Here is a 17,029-nt window from a genome sequence, read left to right on the forward strand (position 1 = left end):
AGCCTGGCGCCATGCGGCTTCGGCACCTTGGCCCCAAGCTTATCCACAGCACCTTCCACACCTTATGTGGGCAACCTGCCGGGTATCGCTCAAATACCGCTCAATCTCCTGCAGATCACGGCTGGCGTGGCTTCGCTGGGTTGCCCCAGAGCTTATCCACAGCGCGTTCCACAGATTGTGTGGGCAACCCGGCCATCCCACGGCGGATAACGCTGGCGCGTTATTCGCCCTACCAGAGTGACCGAGGGCACGACGCAGGATGGCGTGGAGCGCAGCGATATCCATCCTACATAAACGGGGCGTACAACCGCTCGCGGTTGTACGCCGTGAGCGAGCCGCTCAGAGGAACTTGGAGAAATCCGGCTGGCGGCGCTGGGTAAAGGCGCTCAGCGCTTCGTGGGCTTCCGGCGAATGCAGGCGCTGCACGAAGTGCTGGCCCTCCTCCGCCACCACCCGGCGCAGCTCCTCGATGAAGGGCGCTTTCAGCAGGCGCTTGCTCAGCGCCACCGCGGCGGGCGGCAGTTGCTGGAAGGCCTGGCAAACCTCGCGGGCACGCTCCAGCGCAGCCGCGCCGTCTGCCAGCGACTCGTTGGCGATGCCGTAGGCCACGGCCTGCTCGCCGGTGAAACCTTCGCCACGCAGCAGGAGACTGGAAGCCTTGACCGGGCCGACCAGACGCGGCACCAGGAAGCTGGAGCCGAACTCGGGGCACAGGCCCAGGTTGACGAAGGGCATCTTCAGCTTGGCGCCCCTGGCGATGAACACCTGGTCGCAGTGCAGCAGCAGCGTGGTGCCGATGCCCACGGCCGGGCCGGCGACGGCAGCGACCACCGGTTTGGTGAATTCCATCAGCGCGCGCATGAAGCGGAACACCGCGCTATCCGGGCCGCTCGGCGGCTCCTGGAGAAAGTCGACGATGTCGTTGCCGCTGGTGAAGCACTCGGCGTTGCCGGTGATCAGCACCACGCGCACCGAACGATCCTCCTGCGCCGCTTCCAGGGCATCGGCGAGACCGGCATACATGCTGCGGGTCAGCGCGTTCATCTTGTCCGGACGGTTCAGGCGCAGGGTCAGCAGGCCCTCTTCGCGCTCGACGAGAATCTGTTCGCTCATGGCAATTCCTTGTTCTTATTGAAGGGAGAGGACCGGTTCAGGCGTGGGGCAGGAACAGGTCGGCCAGCGTCTGGCCACGGGGCACGCCGCAGAGGTAGAGGCGGCGAGCGAAGGCATCGACGCTGGCGGGATGGCCGCAGAGTAAGGCGAGGGTTCGCCGCGAAACAAGCCGGAGTTGCGCCAAAACCTCGGCCGACTCGGCCGTGGTCATCAGTGTCACTTGCAGCTCAGGATGGCTGGCGGCCAGGGATTGCAGGGGCTCCGCCAGATAATGGCCGGCGTGGTCATGGGCCTGGTGAATGACGCGGATCGGCCCGCTGTGATGCTGCCGCAGCGCTTCGCGCAGTACGCCCCAGAGCGGCGCCAAGCCGGTGCCGGACGCCATCAGCAGCAGCGGTCGCTCATGCCATTCCGGGTCGTAGTGCAACGCGCCGCCGCGCAGCTCGCCCAGGCGCAGGCCGTCGCCGACCTTCAGGCCTCGGGCGAAATCGGCGAAGGCGCCGCGCTCGCGGCAGTCGATGTGGAATTCGAGCCAGGGATCGAGGCCCGGCACGCTGCCCAGGGAGTAGGGCCGCGCAACACCTTCGGCGCTCCAGAGGATCAGGTGCTGACCGGCGCTGTAGCGCAGCGGGCGTTGCGGGGCGAGGCGCAGGCGCAGCACGTCCGGCGCCAGCCAGTCGAGCTCAGTCACCGTGGCAGGCAGGCCATCGCGTTGCGGGTCGAAGGCTTCCACCGAGAGGTCTTCGATCACCCGGCACTGGCAGGACAGTCGCCAGCCTTCTTCGCGCCGGGCGCTATCCAGCGCCTCGGGCAAGGCATCCAGCACCTCGCCGCGGATGCAGCGCACCAGGCAGGCGTGGCAACTGCCGGCCCGGCAGCTGTAGGGCACGGCGACGCCGGCCCCGCGCAGGGCATCGAGCAGGTTGACTCCGGGGCTCACCGAAAAGCGTTGCGATCCGGCCTGTATCTCAGGCACGCGTCCACTCCCATGCGGCATCGCAGCGGTTACGTCCGCTGCGTTTCGCACGGTAGAGCGCCTGGTCGGCCCGTTGCAAGGCCTCGTCGAGATCGTCGTTGGCGTCGAGCAGGGTCATCCCCGCCGACAGGCTCAGGGATTCGATGTTCACCCCCACCGGCTCCGCCGCCGAATAGGCCATCCGCAGGCGCTCGCAGCAGGTGGTCAGGCGATCGGCATCGGCATTGGGCAGCAGCAGGACGAACTCCTCGCCACCGTAGCGCGCCAGCACGTCGCCTTCACGCAGGCAGGCCCGCGCTACCGCGGCGAAGGTCTGCAGCACGCGGTCGCCGGCGGCATGGCCGTGAACATCGTTGATGCGCTTGAAGTGGTCCAGATCGATCAGCGCCAGGCCGTGGCGCTGGCCGGGACGCATTTCTTCCAGCGCGCGACCCGCCAGGCGAATGAAGTGGCGGCGGTTGAACAGCCCGGTGAGTTCGTCGGTGGCCACCAGGTCTTCGAGCTGGCGCATCATGCCGCGCAGGGTGTCCTGGTGCGCCTGCAGCGCATAGCGGCGCTGGCGCATGCGCTGGCGCATGCGCTGGCGCAACGACTGCACGTAGCCGGCGAACAGGCTCAGCCAGGTGAGCACGATGAACAGCACCAGCAGTTGCAGGACCGCCTGGGCCGGCAGTTGCAGGCGTTGCTGGAAGGCCTCGTGGAGGTTCAGGCCGGCGAAGGCAATGAAGGCCAGCGCGGCGCAGCGGGCGAATACCCGTGGCTGCAACTGGAACACGCCGAACAGCAGGATCAGCACGTAGAGTACCATCAGCGTGCCGCGCGCGGTATCGACGTTGGCCAGGAACAGGGTGTTCCAGACCAGCGCCACCAGCACCTGCGGCTCGGTCATGCTCGGGTCGGTGAAGCGCTGGTTGCGTCCGCTGAAGAACAGCCAGGCGAACACCAGCTGGCTGCCGGCGACCAGCAGCGTGCAGGTCAGCGCGAAGCTGACGGGGGCGCGGTAGAACTCGCCGAACACGGCCAACCACAACAACAGAAGCGCCAGGGCATAGGTCCCGAGGGCCATGCCGAATCGCCTGATGAGTAGTTTTTGTAAGGCGTGCTGCTTCAGAGGTGGTTTCAGCGTGCTCATGGGGCTCCGTCCCGTAATGGCACCTGGCCTTCACTCTACTATCAAAGCGCCCCAGTGCCTAGCCGATCGGAATGTGGGCGACCGAAGGGCTCCTTATAAGGAGCGGGGGTCATCTGGGACCAAGGTCGGATCACTGGCGAGTGCGCGGCAAGCGGCCGCAGCGCTATACTATGGCGCCTTTTTTCGCCGCAGCCGTGTCGGCGAAACCCTGATGTAACAGGCTAGAAGCCTGTCTTACCCGCCTGAAGAGGACCGTGCTCCATGGCCGTGATCAAGCAAGACGACCTGATCCAGAGCGTCGCCGATGCCCTGCAGTTCATCTCCTACTACCACCCGGTTGACTTCATCCAGGCCATGCATGAGGCCTACCTGCGCGAAGAATCGCCGGCTGCCCGGGACTCGATGGCGCAGATCCTGATCAACTCGCGCATGTGTGCCACCGGCCACCGCCCGATCTGCCAGGACACCGGTATCGTCACCGTGTTCGTCCGCGTCGGCATGGAAGTGAGCTGGGCCGGCGCCACCATGAGCGTCGACGACATGATCAACGAAGGCGTACGTCGCGCCTACAACCTGCCGGAGAACGTCCTGCGCGCCTCCATCCTGGCCGACCCGGCCGGCGCGCGTAAGAACACCAAGGACAACACCCCGGCGGTGATCCACTACTCCATCGTCCCCGGCAACACCGTGGAAGTGGACGTCGCGGCCAAGGGCGGCGGCTCCGAGAACAAGTCGAAGATGGCCATGCTCAACCCGTCCGACTCGATCGTCGACTGGGTCCTGAAGACCGTTCCGACCATGGGCGCCGGCTGGTGCCCGCCGGGCATGCTCGGCATCGGCATCGGCGGTACCGCCGAGAAGGCCGCGGTGATGGCGAAGGAAGTCCTGATGGACGAGATCGACATCCACGAACTGAAGGCCCGCGGCCCGCAGAACAAGATCGAGGAAATGCGCCTCGAGCTGTTCGAGAAGGTCAACCAGCTGGGCATCGGCGCCCAGGGCCTGGGCGGCCTGACCACCGTGCTCGACGTGAAGATCATGGATTACCCGACCCACGCAGCCTCGCTGCCGGTCTGCATGATCCCCAACTGCGCCGCCACCCGCCACGCGCACTTCGTGCTCGACGGCTCGGGCCCGGCCGAACTGGAAGCGCCGTCCCTGGACGCCTACCCGGAAATCGTCTGGGAAGCCGGCCCGTCCGCGCGCCGCGTCAACCTCGACAGCATCACCCCGGAAGAAGTGCAGAGCTGGAAGCCTGGCGAGACCATCCTGCTCAACGGCAAGATGCTCACCGGCCGCGACGCCGCGCACAAGCGCATGGTCGACATGCTGAACAAGGGCGAAGAGCTGCCGGTGGACCTCAAGGGCCGCTTCATCTACTACGTCGGCCCGGTCGATCCGGTCGGTGACGAAGTGGTTGGCCCGGCTGGCCCGACCACCGCGACCCGGATGGACAAGTTCACCCGCCAGATCCTCGAGACCACCGGTCTGCTGGGTATGATCGGCAAGTCCGAGCGCGGCCCGATCGCCATCGAGGCAATCAAGGACAACAAGGCCGTCTACCTGATGGCCGTAGGCGGCGCCGCCTACCTGGTCGCCCAGGCGATCAAGAAGTCCAAGGTCCTCGCCTTCGCCGAACTGGGCATGGAAGCGATCTACGAGTTCGAAGTCAAAGACATGCCGGTGACCGTTGCGGTCGACACCAATGGTGAGTCGGTGCACATCACCGGCCCGGCCATCTGGCAGAAGAAGATCGCCGAGAGCCTGGCGGTGGAAGTGCAGTAATCACTGCACGACCGCTCCATGGAAAAGCCCGGCCAAGTGCCGGGCTTTTTCATGTCTGGCCGCCCGCTTTCAGAGGGCGGTTTCCAGAGCGGATTGGATAGCCTCAGTGCGCTCCTCGATTTCCATGGCTGCCGAAGCGGGCTTGAAATTGATGCTGAGCACTCCCGCCTCCAGGGCTACCTTGTCGCGGTAGCCGTCCGCTGGGGCGCGACTGGCGTCGTAGCGCACCACGACACGCTTCAGCTTGCCTTGTACCGCCTGCTTGCCCTGGTCGTAGGAGGTCAGCATCTCCAGCGCCTCGGCCAGCGGTACGAAGTACACGTTGGTCCAGTAATCCTCGGTCCCATAGTGAGCGGCCTGCCCCGGCAGGGCGATGCTCTCCCAGTCCACTTCGACGGGAACGGCAAAACCGGCGGACTCGTGGATGTCGCGCAGTTGTTCGACGAAGACCTTCTGTTGATAGGCCGTGATGGCTTCGCGCTCCGCGGAGCTGGGCTCGGCGATCGAGAGACCGACCATGCCTCCCGCCAGCAAGGCGCAGAGGAGAAGCGAGCGGGTACTGAACGGCATGGGACACTCCCGGAAACTGGCAACGGCGCAGTCTAGAAAGACCGCGCCGGCTTCCGGGATCGGACTATTCGGCAATGCCCGTGAGCGGATGCCGAATCAGGACGCGCTGCGCGCCACCAGGCTCAGTTCCGTCACCTTGTCGCGGCGCTGGGCAAGGAAGCGCGTGCAGCTCACCCGCAGGAAGGAGGCAAAGTTCACCACCTCACCGCGGTAGTCCATCACCTCGTCGTAGAGCTTGGTGATCAGCTGGTTGGTGGTCATGCCGTCCACCTCGGCGATCTCGCGCAGGATGTCCCAGAACTGGTTCTCCAGGCGCAGCGTGGTGACCACGCCACGGATGCGCAGCGAGCGCGAGCGTGACTCGTAGAGAATCGGGTCGGCCTTTACGTAGAGTTCGCACATGGACGGCTGCTCCAGCTTCGATGTCGGGCCAGTTTACAGGCTGATCTTCGTGCCCAGCACGTCGAGGAACTTCGCCAGCCAGGCGGGGTGCGCCGGCCAGGCCGGGGCGGTGACCAGGTTGCCGTCGACATGGGCGGCGTCTACCGGGATGTCCACATACTCGCCACCGGCCAGCGTCACTTCCGGGCCGCAGGCCGGGTAGGCGCTGCAGGCGCGGCCCTTGAGCACGCCAGCGGCGGCCAGCAGCTGGGCGCCATGGCAGACGGCGGCAATGGGCTTCTTCGCAGCGTCGAAGGCTTTCACCAGCTCGATCACTTTCGCGTTCAGGCGCAGGTATTCCGGGGCGCGACCGCCGGGGATCAGCAGCGCGTCGTAGTCTTCGGCGCGCACATCGGCGAAGTTGGCATTCAGGGCGAAGTTGTGACCGGGCTTCTCGCTATAGGTCTGGTCACCCTCGAAGTCGTGGATGGCGGTGCGGATGCTCTGGCCGGCCTTCTTGTCCGGGCAGACGGCATGGACGGTGTGCCCGACCATCAGCAGTGCCTGGAACGGCACCATGGTTTCGTAGTCTTCGGCGTAGTCGCCGACCAGCATCAGGATCTTCTTCGCGGCCATCTGGGGCATCCTCCCGGCAGGGCCCGGCCATGGTGGCCGGGCATGCGGGAGAGCTTAGTCAGTGGCGCGGGCAGCGGGTAATACGCCGCTACTACACCGCCACGCGCTGGGCAGGCTTGGCGCTCGAGCGTTGCTCGGCAACCTGACGGGCATCTTCGAGGATCAGGTCGGCGCCCTTCTCCGCCACCATCATCACCGCAGCATTGGTGTTGCCGGAGGTGACGTTGGGGAAGATCGACGCATCGACCACGCGCAGCCCCTTGAGGCCGTGCACGCGCAGGCGGTTGTCCACCACCGAGGTCTGCGGGTCGCTGCCCATGGCGCAGCTGCCACACAGGTGGTAGATCGAGCCGCAGTTCTCGCGGAAGTACTGCAGCATCTGCTCGTCGGTCTGAGCGGCCGGGCCGGGCAGCACCTCTTCGACGGTGATCTTCTTCAGCGCCGGCGCGTTCATGATCTTGCGGATCAGGTGGCTGCCCTGGATGGCTTCGTCGATGTCCTTCTGCGTGCTCAGGTAGTTCGGGTCGATCAGCGCAGCGTCGGCCGGGTTCTTCGAGGCGATGCGGATTTCCCCGCGGCTGGTCGGCCGGCACGGGTTGAAGCAGAGCAGGAAGCCCGAATACGGCTCGGGTTTCAGGCTGGCCTTGTTGCTCTTGGGGATCTGGTACGACAGCGGGTTGAAGTACAGCTGCAGGTTCGGGTGCGCTTCGGCGTCGTTGCCACGGAAGAAACCGCCGCTCTGGTTCACGCTCATCGACAGCGGGCCCTTGCGGGTCAGCAGGTACTCCAGGCCCAGCCTGGCCTGGCCGAACAGCGAACCGAAGTCATCGTTCAGGGTGCGGATGTTGGCCTTGTAGTAGTAGCTGACGCAGAGGTGGTCCTGCAGGTTCTTGCCCACGGCGGGCAGCTCGTGGACCTGGGGAATCCTGTGCTTGTCCAGCAGCGCGCGGTCGGCGACACCGGACAGCTGCAGCAGCTTGGGCGAGTCCACCGCGCCGGCGGCGAGGATGACTTCGCGCTCGGCGTGGAACTCACGCTGCACGCCGCTCTGCTTCACGCTCACGCCGATGGCGCGCTTGTTCTCGTCGAACAGCACGCGCTCCACCAGCGCGTTGCGCTCGATGGTCAGGTTGGCGCGGTGCTGCGCCGGGTGCAGGTAGGCGAAGCTGCTGGAACAGCGCTGGCCATTCTTCGTGTTGACGTCGTAGAGGCCGGCGCCCTCGAAGTCCTTGCCGTTGAAGTCCTCGCTCAGCGGGTAGCCCAGCTCCTGGCAGCCCTTGAGGAAGCTGTCGCAGATTGGATGGGTGTGGCCCTTCATCGGCGTGATCTGAATCGGACCGTTGGCGCCGTGGTACTCGGTGTTGCCCAGCGGGTGCGATTCCAGCTTGCGGAAGTACGGCAGCACGTCCTTGAACGACCAGCCTTCGTTGCCGTTGGCCGCCCAGTCATCGAAGTCATGGGCCTGGCCGCGCACGTAGATCATCGCGTTGATCGAGCCCGAACCACCCTGCACCTTGCCGCGCGGCGCATAGAGTTCGCGGTTGGCGAGCTGCTTCTGCGGCTGGCTGTAGTACATCCAGTTGAAGGTCGGGTTGTAGTAGAGCTTGGCGAAGCCCACCGGAATCCTGAACCAGTGCGAGCTGTCCTTGCCGCCGGCTTCCAGCAGCAGGACGCTGTGTTGGCCCGATTCGCTCAGGCGGGCGGCGAGGATGCAGCCGGCGGAACCGGCGCCGACGATGATGTAGTCGTATTTCATGGATTGCGTACCGCGGTATTGGGTAGAACCCCGCCCTCTCTTTTCTTTGAGGAAAAGGACGAGGACGGGTCCGGCATCAGCCTTTGGCCGGTGCGTTGTCTTTCACGTCGACAGGGTCCGGGCCCATCTGCAGGTGCAGGCGCTCGCCGGTGTAGGGGCTGTGGGCGCGCACCACGTCCATGTTCAGCTCGACGCCCAGGCCGGGCTCGCTGGACGGGATGATGTAGCCGTCTTCCCACTGCAGCGGCTTCTTCAGCACCTGTGCGTGGAAGCCGTCCCAGGTGCCGATGCTTTCCTGGATCAGGAAGTTCGGCGTGCAGGCCGCCAGCTGGAAGCTCGCCGCCGCGCCGATGGGGCCGTTGTAGAGGTGTGGAGCGATCTGCGCGTAGAAGGCTTCGGCCATGGAGGCGATCTTCTTGCCTTCGAGCAGGCCGCCGCAGCGGCCGACGTTCATCTGCAGGATCGACGCACCGCCGGCCTGCAGCAGCTTGAAGAACTCGTACTTGGTGGTCAGGCGCTCGCCGGTGGCGATCGGGATGCTGGTCTTGGCGGCGACCTGGCCCATGGCGTCTTCCTGGCCCGGCGGGATCGGCTCTTCGAACCACAGCGGGTCGTACTTCTCCAGGCGTTTTGCCAGGCGAATGGCCGAGGACGGCACCATCTGTCCGTGGGTGCCGAACAGCAGGTCGCACTGGTTGCCCACCGCTTCGCGGATCTTGCGGCAGAAGGTCTCGCAGCGATCCAGCACTTCCAGCGATACCTGGTGGCCGGAGAACGCGGTGTACGGGCCGGCCGGGTCGAACTTCACAGCGGTGAAGCCGAGCTTCATGTTCTCGATGGCGCACTCGGCGGCCAGGTCCGGGTCGGAGTAGTCGTATTCGCCCTGGGCGTTCTTCGGGTACAGGTAGGTGTAGGAGCGCAGGCGCTCGTGGACCTTGCCGCCGAGCAGCTCGTAGACCGGCTTGTTCGCGGCCTTGCCGATGATGTCCCAGCAGGCCATTTCAAGGCCGCTGACGATGCCCATCATGGTCAGGTCGGGGCGCTGGGTGAAACCGCTCGAATAGGCGCGGCGGAAGAAGCGCTCGATGTGGTGCGGGTCCTGGTTCTCCAGGTAGCGGCCGAACACATCTTCGATGGCCGGCACCATGACCCTGGGATGGAAGGTGGCGGCGTAGATCTCGCCGACGCCTTCGATGCCGCAATCGGTCTTCAGCTTGACGAACAGCCAGTACATGCCGCCGACATGGGGCGGCGGGACGGCGACCACATGGGTTTCGAGGGAGACGATCTTCATGCGTTTTTCGCTCTCTTCTGGATGCGCTTGTTCAGGATCAGGGTGGCGACCACGCCCAGCAGGCCCATCACCACGACGTAGGAGAAGTAGATCTGGTAGCCGACGAAGCCGGGGAAGCGGTCGGTGATGTAGCCGTTGAGCAGGGGCAGGTAGGCGTCCGGGGCGTAACCCAGCACCGAAATGATGCCGATGGCCAGACCGGTGACACGCAGCGGGATGTGGCAGTCATCGAGGATCGCCCAGTACAGGCCGCGGATGGCGTAGGTCATCAGGCCGATGAAGATCACCAGGAAGATCAGTACGCCGAGCACATGCAGGCTCGGCAGCACGATCAGACCGATCATCCCCAGGGCGGCCAGGAGCATGGCCCAGGTCAGCACGCCGGTACGGGTAAAGCGGTCACCCAGCCAGCCGCCGCCGATGCCGCCCAGCGGGCGCATCCACAGCTTGATGGTGGTGATCAGGCCGGCAGCGGTGGCGGATAGGCCGAAGCCGCCTTCCTGCAGGTAGGCCGAGAAGCTGTAGGTGGCCCAGAAGAAGTGGTAGCCGCAGAACACGATGGCGGTGACCAGCCAGAGTTCGGGGATGCGCAGCAGGGTGCGGAAGTCTTCCAGCAGGTTGCCCTTCTCGGCGCGGGACTGCTTGCCGTTTTTCTGCGGATCACGCACCAGCATAAGTGCGGCGCCGAGCACGATGCAGAAGATCGCGTACATATGGATGACCAGTTGCAGGCCCTGGGCGTTCTTCTCGCCACGGGTCTCGGTGACGTAGGCGAACAGCGCGATGGCGATGGTCGCCAGCAGCGCCTCGACCAGCCCGCGGCCGCCGTCGAGTACGCCGAAGAAGCGGCCCTGCTCGTCTTCGCCGGCGAGCATCTTCACTCGTTTGATCAGCGCGGCCCAGAAGGTCAGGCCGGTGGTGATGCCGAAGCCGCAGAAGATCACCAGCAGCGTGTCGAAGCCCGGCAGCATCGCGTACCACATGCCCAGCAGGCCGGTGCCGATCAGCGAGAAGCTGATCAGGAAGCGCGGCGACAGGCGGTCGGCCAGCCAGCCGCTGGGCAGGTAGCTGAGCAGGAAGGCAGTGCCGAGGATCGAGTAGAGGTAGCCCAGTTCGCTGTTGTTGATCGCCAGCGCCTCGAGCATGGTGCTCTGGTACACCTGGCGCAGGTACAGCATGGGATAGATCGCCCCCGCCGCGAGCACGAGCAGGGCGAGCTGGATGTAACGGGTGAAGTTGGCGTTAGCGGGCACGGCCATGGTCATGGCATCTGCACTTATTGTTTTTTTCATCATGCATCTCGCAGCCGGCTCGGTCGCCGGCAACTGGTCGGAACAGCGGTGGGAGTAACGGGGCCCAGGCAGTGGGCCCCGTGGGTTGGATCAGCAGATCAGAACTTCAGGACCACCAGGCGCGTCTGGGTGAACTCGAGCATCCCGTGCTTGCCGTCGTCACCGCCCAGGCCCGAGCGCTTCCAGCCGGCGTGGAAGCCCTGGTAGGGGTCGGCAGGCGTGCGGTTGATGTAGATCTCACCGGCCTCGATGTGGTTGGCCACCTTCATGGCGTTGCGGTAGTTCTCGGTGAACAGCACCGAGGACAGGCCGAACTGGTGGTCGTTGGCCATGGCCAACGCTTCGTCGAGGGTCTCGTAGGACAGCACCGGCAGCACCGGGCCGAAGATTTCTTCCTGGACGATTTCCATGTCCTGGCGGCAGCCGCTGAGCAGGGTCGCCGGGTAGAAGTGGCCGGCGCCCTCAGGCAGCACGCCGCCGCACTCCAGCACAGCGCCTTCGGCCAGCGCGCGCTGGACCTTGGCGTGCACGTCGGCACGGGCACGGCCGTATTGCAGCGGGCCCATCAGGCTGGCGTCTTCGGCACGGTTGCCGATGCGCACGGCGGCCACCTTCTCGCGCAGCAGGGCGAGGAAGCGGTCATGCACGCTGGCCTGCACGTAGACACGCTCGATGGCGGTGCACAGCTGGCCGCAGTGAGTGGTCTTGGAGGCGACGATGGCGGCGGCGGCCTTCTCCAGGTCGGCGTCGGCCTCGATGATCGCCGGGGTCTTGCCGCCCAGTTCCAGGGACGGCTTGGCGATGTTGGCCTTGCAGTAGTCGAGCACGATACGGCCGGCGCCGACGCTGCCGGTCAGGGTGATCAGGCCGATCTGCGGCTGCTGGCAAAGCACGGCGGCGACGTCGTGATTCATGGTCAGCACGTTCAGCACACCGGGCGGCAGTCCGGCTTCCTCGGCGCAACGGGCGATTTCGAAAGCAGAGGTCGGAGTGTTGTTGCTCGGGCGCACCACCACGGTGTTGCCGGTGATCAGCGCCGGCGCGACCTTGCGCAGGAAGGTGTAGACCGGGTAGTTGAACGGGATCAGCGCCGCGACCACGCCGATCGGTTCGCGCTGCAGCAGGATGGTTTCGTCGGCGGAGTCGCTGGGGATCACTTCGCCTTCGATGCGACGCGCCCATTCGGCGTGGTAGCGAGTGATCTGGCCGGCGTAGAAGGCTTCGCTGCTGGCATCGGCCAGGCTCTTGCCGGACTCGGCGGCCAGGGCGGCGCCGACGCGCTCGGCGTTGCGTTCCAGGGCTTCGGCGAAGCGGCGCAGGTGCTCGCCACGCTCGATGGCCGGCAGGCGGGCCCAGCTGCGCTGGGCGCGGGCGGCGGCTTCGACGGCGTCGCGCACATCGGCCTCGGTCGCAGCCGGCACCTGGGCGACCTGCTGCTCGGTCGCCGGGTCGAACACGGCGATGTGGGCGGAGGAGGCGTCGGCGAAACGGCCGTCGATGAAGTTACGATCTGTACGCATGGTCATGTCCTGTCGTTCAAGCAAGGCTTCGGGCCGGTGGCGGCCCCACGTAACGACAAGGTGCAGGCTGGCTCATGCAGGCGACGGGCAAGGCGGCGCGGCGCAGGCAGGGCGGTGACTCTTGTCGTTATCGGTTGGCCGAAGTTTCGACAGGCGCCCAGGTCGCGACAAGCGATTAATAAACCGCCATAACATGCAAAAAACGCAGGTTAGTGCGCGCAGGAAAGTCGCCACTTCCTACAGGAAATGACGATGGATTCTTTCAGGAAAGACTGATGACGGAGCCCGATCCCGCCAGGTTGCGCTCGGTCATCCACACCTCCTGCTGCAACCACTCATGGAAGCGCTGGACGTGGGCCGGCAACTCCTGTTCCGGCCGGCTGACCCACCAGTAGGACTGGTGCCCCTGCACCTCGACGTCGAGCATCTGCACCAGCTGCCCCGCCGCCAGTTCACGGGCGACCATCTGCCGGTCGGCGATGGTGATGCCCAGCCCGTCGATGGCCGCGCGGATGGCCATGTCCAGCAAGTCGAATTCGTAGCCACCCTGCAGGTCGACGCCCTGGATCTTCGCCGCGTCCAGCCAGTGTCGCCAGGTCAGGAAACGCTGGTCGTCGCGGGCCAGCACATGCAGCAGAGTCATGCTGCGCAGGTCGATGTCCTGCTCCTCGCGCTGCGCCAGCAGGTTGGGCGCGCACACTGCGATGTGCCGTTCGTGCATCAGCAGCGAGCTGTCCAGGCCGTCCCATTCGCCATTGCCGAAGCGAATCGCGCAGTCCAGCGTGCTGCTCTGCGCGAGGCTGTCCTGCAGGTTGGTGGTCAGGCTCACTTCCAGGTCGGGGTGCGCTTCGCGCAGGCGCGACAGGCGCGGCAACAGCCAGCGCAGGGCGAAGGTGGGCGGCGCGTTGACCCGCAGGCGATTGAGGTGGTGGCGCTGCTGGATACCGCGCACCGTCAGCTCGATGCGGTCGAACGAGAGTTGCAGCGCACGCAGCAGTACACGCCCGGCCTCGGTCAGCTCCAGATGGTGATGCCGGCGCACCAGCAGGCTCTCGCCCAGCTGTTCCTCCAACTGACGCACCTGGCGGCTGACCGCGCTCTGGGTCACGTTGAGCAACTCCGCCGCACGGGTAAAGCTCCCCGTGCTGCCGGCCACTTCGAAGGCCTTCAGCGCATTGAGCGCCGGAATCTTGCGTTTCACCCACCCTTCCCTGCCCTGCGGCCTTTGCCGCGTGGGCCTTGTCAGCGCGATATCAGAAGTAATAGCCGACATTCGCGTACAGCTGGTTCTCCCAGTGGCTGGTGCCACCTTCGGCCAGACTCTGGGTGTAGTTGCTGCCGCCGATGTATGGATCGTTGCGGCCGTTGAGCCACTCCACGGCGATGTACACCGCCTTCACCGAGAAGGAAGTACCGAGGATGAAGCGCTGCGAAGTCTTGAAGTCGTCAGCGGATTTGTCGAAGGCGCTGTAGTTGCCATAGACCTTCACGCCGCTGACCCAACCATCGAGGAAACTTCCCGGAATGCTGTAGCTCAGGTCGCCGACATACAGGTTACCGCGACTGGCGACGTTGAACGTACCGTCGTACCCCCCGAATGTGACTACTTCGTCGCTGCCGGGATTGCGCGGCGACATCTGCTGGCGCGCCGCCTGCAGCTGCACGCCCCAGGGGCCGTTCTGCCCGGCGTAGTGAATGGCGTAGGCATTGCGCCGACCGTTGTCGTCGGTGTCCTGGTTCTCCAGTCGCGAGGTCAGCGCGGAGAAGCCCACTTCGGATTTCCAGTCGCCCAGTTGCAGCGAACGCGCCAGGCGGCCGACCAGGATCTGCCGTTCCTTGTTGCGCGAGCCGTCGCCGACATAGCTATCCGCCGAAGTCACCACGGTGGAATAGGTGGTGCCGTTGCTGGTGCCGTTGCCCTCCCAGGCGGGACGGCTATAGGCGCCGACCTGCAGGTTCCAGTCGCCCTGCTGCTGAATGTACTTCACGCCCACGTCGTTGACGTCTTCCAGGCCGATGACGTTGCCGAGGGTCTCGTAGAAAGTGCTGCCGAAGAAGGGTTGCAGACCAAAGGGAATCTGGTTGAGGCCGACCTGGATCTGCCGGTCCGGATCGAACTTGTAGCCGATCCAGGCGTACTCGGCGAAGTTCACGTCACCAAAGTGCTGGGTGTACTGGTAGGGATAGTCCTTGCCGTACCAGCGGTAGCGTGCGGCACCGATCCAGGTGTCGGAGGTGTAGGTGACACGCAGCATCGCGGTGTCGATGCCGAACTTCTCGATATCGCGGTCCGGGTCATGATCCCAGCGCGCGCGCACGGCGCCGCCGATGTCCAGGTTGTCGGTGACCGGTACGGCGATGGCGGTAGAGCTAAGGGCGAAGAGTGCGGGAAGCAGGAACGGCAGGTGGAGTCTGGCCACGTTGGAGGTGCCTCGGCTGATTTCTTGTCGTTATGGGAGTTGCCCGCGCCCGGTGCTCCCCGGTGCGTGAGCGCGGCCGAAACTAGCCCTTGGCCGAACCGCCACACAAACGACTAAATCGCAGTCAAAACCCGAGAAAAACGCATATTCCGAAGGCACTGCCATCGCTAGAATCAGCGAAAAAAGCCCGCGCCCCGAGCGTACTTCCGGATGGCCCCGCCATGCGTAATCTGCCGCCCTTGACCATGCTCCGCGTTTTCGAAGAAGTGGCCCGCCACCGCAGTTTCAATCGTGCGGCCGATGCACTGAACGTCACCCAGGGAGCGGTCAGCCGGCAGATCAAGCAACTGGAGGAATACCTCGGAATCAGCCTTTTCCTACGCACACCCCGTGGGCTGACCCTGACCGAAGCCGGTAGTGCCCTCGCTCCGCACCTGGGCGAAGCCTTCGACCAGATGGAACGCGCCCTGCAGGCCGTGCGCGTCCCCAACCTGCGCCAGCGCCTGCGCATCCTCGCACCACCGACCTGGGGTACCCGCTGGCTGTCGCCGCGCCTGCGCAGCTTCCTCAAGCGCTATCCGGACATCAGCCTGAGCGTCACCAACCAGCAGGGTGACGACAGCGCCGGCGAACTGGACTGCCGCATCCGTTTCGGCCTGGAACAGGCCACCCACTGCCACAGCGAGCTGCTGGTGATGGAGCGCCATATGGCCGTGGCGAGCCCGGAGCTGTTCGACGGTGAACAACCGCCGGAGCTGCATGACCACCCGCTGCTGCATATCCTGCACGAGGGCAAGCGCCTGCGGGTCTGGGAGAACTGGCTGGAGGCGGTCGGCCGCAGCGACGTCGATGCCGCCAGCGGGATCGAGTTCAGCACCCTGGACCAGGTCATCCACACGACCCTGGCCGGGGGCGGACTGGCAGTGATCGACCGGCAGATGATCGAAAGGGAACTGGCCAGCGGCAGCCTGCTGCCCATCACCCCGGTCGAGGTGATCGGCCCCTACGGCTACTGGCTGGATATCGCCAGCGACAAGCTGGGGCTGTCGAAGGTAGAGCGTTTCCAGCACTGGCTGAATGCGGAACGCAATCCATGACGAGGATTGTGCAGGCACAAAAAAACCAGGCCCTGACTCGCGGAAAACCAGGACCTGGCGCAAGGCAGAAGCGGGAGTAACGGAGCCCCTCGGCGAGTCTCAGCCACATGCCCCGATCGGCGTGCGCGGCCATTCTTGACGCGGTGGCTGGTTCCGGATTGCCGGAAGTTTCCTGGAGTCAGCCGCGACATTTCCTGTACTCCTATCCCCCCGCAGAATCGCCCGAAACTTCCCCTTAACCTCGGAAATCTGGCGCGCCAATGAGGCGCGCCTGCAATGGCTCTCATCTTCGAGGTACAGATCAATGAAACCAGCAACATCCTGGCTCGCCGGCGCCCTGCTCGCCCTTTCCCTCAGCGCTTGCGCAACAGTGGACGCCGGAAACGGCGGGCCGGGCGAGATGGAAATCCGCACCGGGCGCATCGAACAGATCACCCTCACACAGATGCAGACCAACCACGACAGCGGCGTCGGTGCTGTGATCGGCGGCGTAGGTGGTGCCGCCCTGGGCAGCCTGATCGGTCACGGCACAGGCCGGGATGTGGCGATGGTTGCCGGCGCACTCGGTGGGGCACTGGGCGGCAACTACGTGGAGAAGAAACGCTATGACCAGCCCAAGGAGGCCCAGCAGATCATCGTGCGCATGCGCAACGGCGTGCTGGTGTCGGTGACCCAGCCGGTCAACCCCAGCCTGGGTCAGGGCATGGCGGTGTTCATCGAGGGCAGCGGCAACGAAGCGCGTGTAGTTCCGCAGAGCTGATCCCCAGAAGCGCCTCTCATCCGAGAGGCGCTTCTGCAGGCGGACCTTCAGATGCTGGAGAGTCTCGACCTGTCGATCACCTCGTTGCGCAATACCTCGATGCAGCGGGGAGCACGAGTCGAAAGACGCACCATCACACCCTTTACCGGCGTCCGTGAAAGCGTCGTGTAGACGCCATCGACCCGCACCGCCAATCCCTCGCCCCGCAATGCTGCAAGGACTTCTTCATCGCTGACATCATCGCCACAGAAGATACGGATTTCCTCTCCGGGACGACGGGAAAGTGCCCATGTCATC

The 17,029-nt window shown here is 65.2% G+C and carries 16 protein-coding genes; 3 read left to right on the forward strand and 13 right to left on the reverse strand.

What is annotated here, in order from left to right:
• Positions 1-339: 339 nt before the first annotated feature.
• The 3 genes from ABKS89_RS25030 to ABKS89_RS25040 are packed head-to-tail and all read right to left on the reverse strand — an operon-like array spanning position 340 to position 3,221.
• On the reverse strand, positions 340-1,113 hold the full coding sequence (locus tag ABKS89_RS25030; RefSeq protein WP_348587436.1) for an enoyl-CoA hydratase-related protein: 774 nt from the start codon (positions 1,111-1,113) through the stop codon (positions 340-342).
• 37 nt (positions 1,114-1,150) lie between these two features.
• On the reverse strand, positions 1,151-2,089 hold the full coding sequence (locus ABKS89_RS25035; protein WP_348587437.1) for an iron-sulfur-binding ferredoxin reductase: 939 nt from the start codon (positions 2,087-2,089) through the stop codon (positions 1,151-1,153).
• Complete coding sequence (locus ABKS89_RS25040) at positions 2,082-3,221, reverse strand: GGDEF domain-containing protein (RefSeq protein ID WP_348587440.1); 1,140 nt, start codon at positions 3,219-3,221, stop codon at positions 2,082-2,084. Before ABKS89_RS25040 ends, ABKS89_RS25035 begins: the two co-directional genes overlap by 8 nt.
• A 261-nt stretch (positions 3,222-3,482) precedes the next feature.
• Between ABKS89_RS25040 and ABKS89_RS25045 the strand changes: the two genes are divergently transcribed.
• Positions 3,483-5,006 carry a fumarate hydratase gene (locus ABKS89_RS25045; protein WP_081516327.1) on the forward strand — a complete coding sequence of 508 codons (1,524 nt, stop codon included), beginning with the start codon at positions 3,483-3,485 and terminating at the stop codon, positions 5,004-5,006.
• 69 nt (positions 5,007-5,075) lie between these two features.
• Here ABKS89_RS25045 and ABKS89_RS25050 read toward each other — a convergent pair whose 3' ends face one another.
• The 9 genes from ABKS89_RS25050 to ABKS89_RS25090 all read right to left on the reverse strand — a co-directional run bounded on the left by ABKS89_RS25050 (position 5,076) and on the right by ABKS89_RS25090 (position 14,875).
• Positions 5,076-5,576 (reverse strand): hypothetical protein, encoded by a 501-nt coding sequence (locus tag ABKS89_RS25050; RefSeq protein WP_348587442.1) that lies wholly within the window; start codon positions 5,574-5,576, stop codon positions 5,076-5,078.
• Between the two features lie 96 nt (positions 5,577-5,672).
• Positions 5,673-5,978 (reverse strand): ribbon-helix-helix domain-containing protein, encoded by a 306-nt coding sequence (locus tag ABKS89_RS25055; RefSeq protein ID WP_081516329.1) that lies wholly within the window; start codon positions 5,976-5,978, stop codon positions 5,673-5,675.
• A gap of 33 nt (positions 5,979-6,011) precedes the next feature.
• Positions 6,012-6,593, reverse strand: a complete 582-nt coding sequence (locus tag ABKS89_RS25060; protein WP_138216007.1) for a DJ-1/PfpI family protein — start codon at positions 6,591-6,593, stop codon at positions 6,012-6,014.
• Between the two features lie 91 nt (positions 6,594-6,684).
• Positions 6,685-8,349, reverse strand: coding sequence for a GMC family oxidoreductase (locus ABKS89_RS25065; protein ID WP_348587444.1), 1,665 nt, complete (start codon positions 8,347-8,349; stop codon positions 6,685-6,687).
• A 76-nt stretch (positions 8,350-8,425) separates the two neighbouring features.
• Entirely contained in the window at positions 8,426-9,643 is a 1,218-nt protein-coding gene (locus tag ABKS89_RS25070; protein ID WP_348587445.1) for a mandelate racemase/muconate lactonizing enzyme family protein, read from the reverse strand.
• Positions 9,640-10,935 (reverse strand): MFS transporter, encoded by a 1,296-nt coding sequence (locus tag ABKS89_RS25075; RefSeq protein ID WP_518300966.1) that lies wholly within the window; start codon positions 10,933-10,935, stop codon positions 9,640-9,642. The genes ABKS89_RS25070 and ABKS89_RS25075 overlap by 4 nt, the downstream gene beginning before the upstream one ends.
• A 98-nt stretch (positions 10,936-11,033) precedes the next feature.
• Positions 11,034-12,455 (reverse strand): aldehyde dehydrogenase, encoded by a 1,422-nt coding sequence (aldA, locus tag ABKS89_RS25080; protein WP_348587447.1) that lies wholly within the window; start codon positions 12,453-12,455, stop codon positions 11,034-11,036.
• A gap of 262 nt (positions 12,456-12,717) precedes the next feature.
• Entirely contained in the window at positions 12,718-13,656 is a 939-nt protein-coding gene (locus ABKS89_RS25085) for a LysR substrate-binding domain-containing protein (RefSeq protein WP_138216002.1), read from the reverse strand.
• Positions 13,657-13,708: 52 nt separating this feature from the next.
• Complete coding sequence (locus ABKS89_RS25090; RefSeq protein ID WP_138216001.1) at positions 13,709-14,875, reverse strand: putative porin; 1,167 nt, start codon at positions 14,873-14,875, stop codon at positions 13,709-13,711.
• A gap of 221 nt (positions 14,876-15,096) precedes the next feature.
• Between ABKS89_RS25090 and ABKS89_RS25095 the strand changes: the two genes are divergently transcribed.
• Positions 15,097-15,972: a LysR substrate-binding domain-containing protein gene (locus ABKS89_RS25095; RefSeq protein WP_348587449.1), complete on the forward strand. Its 876-nt coding sequence runs from the start codon at positions 15,097-15,099 to the stop codon at positions 15,970-15,972.
• Between the two features lie 304 nt (positions 15,973-16,276).
• Positions 16,277-16,732: a glycine zipper 2TM domain-containing protein gene (locus ABKS89_RS25100; RefSeq protein ID WP_138215999.1), complete on the forward strand. Its 456-nt coding sequence runs from the start codon at positions 16,277-16,279 to the stop codon at positions 16,730-16,732.
• A 47-nt stretch (positions 16,733-16,779) separates the two neighbouring features.
• On the opposite strand, the gene ABKS89_RS25105 is transcribed toward ABKS89_RS25100, so the two are convergent.
• A complete protein-coding gene (locus ABKS89_RS25105) occupies positions 16,780-17,028 on the reverse strand; it encodes a hypothetical protein (RefSeq protein ID WP_348587451.1) in 249 nt (82 codons plus the stop codon).
• Position 17,029 lies beyond the last annotated feature (1 nt).

It is taken from the genome of Pseudomonas sp. LABIM340 (assembly GCF_040017195.2).
Taxonomy (GTDB): Bacteria; Pseudomonadota; Gammaproteobacteria; order Pseudomonadales; family Pseudomonadaceae; genus Pseudomonas.